This is a genomic window from Microcystis sp. LE18-22.4A (assembly GCF_027531105.1).
In the GTDB taxonomy this organism is placed as follows: domain Bacteria; phylum Cyanobacteriota; class Cyanobacteriia; order Cyanobacteriales; family Microcystaceae; genus Microcystis; species Microcystis aeruginosa.
Genome location: NZ_JAPZRB010000152.1, coordinates 1 through 3,555 on the forward strand (window position 1 = coordinate 1; position 3,555 = coordinate 3,555).

3 protein-coding genes are annotated in these 3,555 nt (G+C 46.0%); 1 reads left to right on the forward strand and 2 read right to left on the reverse strand.

The features are described from left to right. Window positions 1-309: 309 nt before the first annotated feature. Entirely contained in the window at window positions 310-1,566 is a 1,257-nt protein-coding gene (locus tag O9295_RS07050) for a GAF domain-containing sensor histidine kinase (protein WP_288032484.1), read from the reverse strand. 388 nt (window positions 1,567-1,954) lie between these two features. Between O9295_RS07050 and O9295_RS07055 the strand changes: the two genes are divergently transcribed. Next, on the forward strand, window positions 1,955-2,281 hold the full coding sequence (locus O9295_RS07055; RefSeq protein WP_147069809.1) for a DUF3155 domain-containing protein: 327 nt from the start codon (window positions 1,955-1,957) through the stop codon (window positions 2,279-2,281). Window positions 2,282-2,427: 146 nt separating this feature from the next. Here O9295_RS07055 and O9295_RS07060 read toward each other — a convergent pair. Continuing rightward, window positions 2,428-3,555: S8 family peptidase (locus O9295_RS07060; protein WP_288032485.1), on the reverse strand; the 1,128-nt coding region annotated here is incomplete at its 5' end.

Below are 3,555 nucleotides of genomic sequence, written 5' to 3' on the forward strand. Positions count from 1 at the left end.
GTGTGGGGTTTTACCCATTTTCAGGTGGTCAATTACCTAATTTTCAGGGAAAAAATCCCTAAATTTTCCCCCCAATCACTCCAATGGTAGGCACTTTTTCAGGGAAAAAAAGTCTAAAAGCCTTATCCAACAAGGTTTTTAGATTTATTCAGCAAACCCTACTTAGATGTGTGTAATTGATTGTCTCTAGCTACTGTTAATTCTTTGGTTCACAGCCAAGTTACCATTGACACTGATATTTTCCATATATTTTAACCGATCGCCCCAGGAATCTCCCGATCGAGAAAATAGGCAGAATTGACGACCAGATCAAGTTTCTGTACTGAGGTTATCATCGGGTATAACTGGTATATGAACCCGAAAAACCGTGCCGGGGTAGAGGGAACTTGTTTGCTCGGGATTGGGACTGATAAATTCAATCGCCCCCCCCATGCTGGTAATTAATTCTTTTGCGATCGCTAAACCCAATCCTGTGCCGGGTATATCTCCCCCTGCTTGCACTCCCCGGTAGTGACGTTGAAAAATTCTTTCTTGATCGCTCCTCGCTATACCATAACCCGTGTCTTTAAAAACAATTTCTACACTATTCTTAACATTCTGCACCTCGACGGTGACTTTTCCGCCAGCAGGAGTATATTTGAGGGCATTATCAATTAAATTGCTGAATACTTCCCGCAAACCGGGGATATTGGCGCAAATAAGTGGTATGTCTTCCCCGTGAATCGTTTCTAGACTGAGATTTCTCTCTTTGGCTACGGCCTGGGCCGAAAGGAGCAGCGGATCGAGAATATCATGGAGATCGATCGGAGTTAGTTGGCCGCTGCCAGCAGGCAAGAGAAAGGCGGTGGGGGAAGATTGCGCTTGCAGGAGAGGAATATCGACGGTGGGGTAATTTTCGCTTTCTTGCTGAATTTGTGCCTCAAATTCGGCAATTAAGTCCCGAACTCGATCGCTTTCCCTCAGGATACCAGTAATGGCGGGATCGTTACCTTCTTCGGCTAAAAGCCTTTTGAGCAGAAGTTTACCAAAGGTTTTTAAAGCGGTGAGGGGATTGCGGATTTGATGGAGAAAGGTATCGAGGCGCTGACGTTGCCATTGTCGATAATAACGTTCTTCTCCTAATTGGCGATCGAGTACACAGGCCAAAGCGAGGGTTTGGGTGATTTTTTCCATCCGGGTTAATTCCCAACTTTGCCAAGGTCGTTTTTCTCTGGTTGTCACCAATAATCCGATCATGCCCTCTTCATACATTAAGGGTAAAAACAAGCGATGACTGCTGACGGTCTCCTGATTACCCCAGAGGTGGGATAAATCTTCTAACTTAACCGCAGTTAACAAGTCTGCCGCCGGTTGCCCCGGTTGTAAGGAAAGCCGCTTTTTTTGGGGAGAAGGGGGATTAAAAGGCGGATAAACAACGACTGGAATTAAATTACTCGATAAAGGTTCAGTTAAATAAACCGCACTTCTGTCCGTTTCCATTTGCTCTCGCAAAAGTTCCATCTGTGTCTGACAGAGGGCAATAAAATCATCACTCAGGGGAGTCCGGGAGGGGGAGGAGAAGGGCATACCAAGAAAGTAAAAAGTAAAAAATCAGAAAACCTAGATACAGCTAGGGTTGCGAGTTTTGTTTCCCAGTTTACATAGGGGAGAATGACCCTCCTCTTGAGTCGAGGGCAACCAGCAAAAAGCAATTAGGACAAGGGTTTGGTCACTATTTTCGGGGTGGATCAAGGTATATATTAAAAAAAGTTTAAGAATAATAAGTTTTGTATCGATATTTGTGGGTGTGTTTTTGTAACAAAAACTTAAACCTAGTCTCAGTCTAGCTTCTAGTCAAACTTGTCTGTAATTGGGTTTGTGAGAGACACTTGATTTCTTGGTCTAGAACGGATATAATTGCTACGGCTTTTGTAACTATCATTACAACGATTAGCCAAAACAGGAGGTAATTGGGTTGGCCAGAAAACGGAAACGTAAAAGTCGCCGTCGTCAAGAAGGACGTAAGATACTTGAACTTATACCCCAGTATAGTATTGAAAGTGGCGAAGATAAACCCGTAACTGCGGCGCGTAAGTATATTCAAGCTATAGGCATTAGCCCACCAGCTTTATTGATTGTTAAGCGTAACGAGCATACAACCGATCGCTATTTCTGGGCTGAAAAAGGACTGTTTGGAGCGCAATATGTGGAGGAAAACCACTTCCTTTTCCCAAGTTTGCGCGACCTGCAGCCCCAGCCCCAGCCCCAGCCCGTCAAAGCACCGGTAGCAGTTGCCAAATAATTCACAGGACTATTAATCATATCATGGAAAGTCAACTCGTTTACCGAAAAGTAAACGAGTTTTTTTGTCTGAGATCTGGGAATCAGCCACCAGCTTTTCGCTGATGGCTAAAGATAAGAAATCTGAGGCTGAAAAACAGCCAAGTTTTAGGCGACATTACCGGCTGTGGCAGTAATAATTTGACGTACTTGAGCATCGGTCAGATTAGGATTGGCACTCAACATTAGGGCCACCACTCCGGCCACATGAGGTGCTGCCATGGAGGTTCCACTCAAGAAACCATAGCCACCATTAGGGAGAGTAGAATACACTTGCACGCCTGGAGCGGTGACATAGCTCATCGAAGAATTGGAGCCAGCACGATTGGAGAAGGAAGCCATCTGGTTAGAACTATTAACGGCACCTACGGCAAGACCCCAAGAGGTGGCATTGAAAGCGGGATAACCGGGTTGAGCTGCCCCCGCATTACCGGCGGCCATAACCACGATAACACCGCGACTGCTGGCATACTGGAGGGCCGATTGAACTGCACTGTTAGTGCTACCACCTCCCAAACTCATATTAATCACATCAGCACCGTTGTCCACGGCGTAGCGAATGCCTTGGGCAACACCACTATAGCTGCCACTACCAGAATCGCTCAAAACTTTCACCGGCATAATTCTGGCATTGTAGGCCACACCAGTGGCCCCGAAACCATTATTACCAGCAGCAATGGTTCCCGCCACATGGCTACCATGGCCGTTAACATCTAAAGTGTTATTATTGCCATTGGCAAAGTTCCAGCCATAAACGTCATCAACGTAACCGTTGCCATCGTTATCAAGACCATCATTGGCAATTTCGCCCGCATTCGTCCAAATATTGCCCGCTAAGTCGGCATGATTGCGGTCAACTCCTGTATCTAGTACAGCAACGACGACTCCTTGTCCTGTATAACCTCTTGCCCAAGCTTCGGGAGCATTAACTAAGTTAACCCCCCAGTCATTAGCACCACCAAAAGTGGGAACATTGGCAAAAGGACTTTGATTCAAGGCTCCGGCGACGGCTCTCGCGGCATTAACTAAACCGTATCCCGAAGTGGCACTATATCCGGGTACAACTGTGGCTGTGGTCGCCGACAGGGTTAAGTTATAGTTAGTGCTGCCACTGTAGGGATAAACCAGGACAAAGTAAGTACCCGCATTCAGTTGACGAGTAATACTCTCACTGATGTTACCGTCATTAGTGGAGCTAGTAATCACACTGCCATTACTATCTAATAAGGACACATC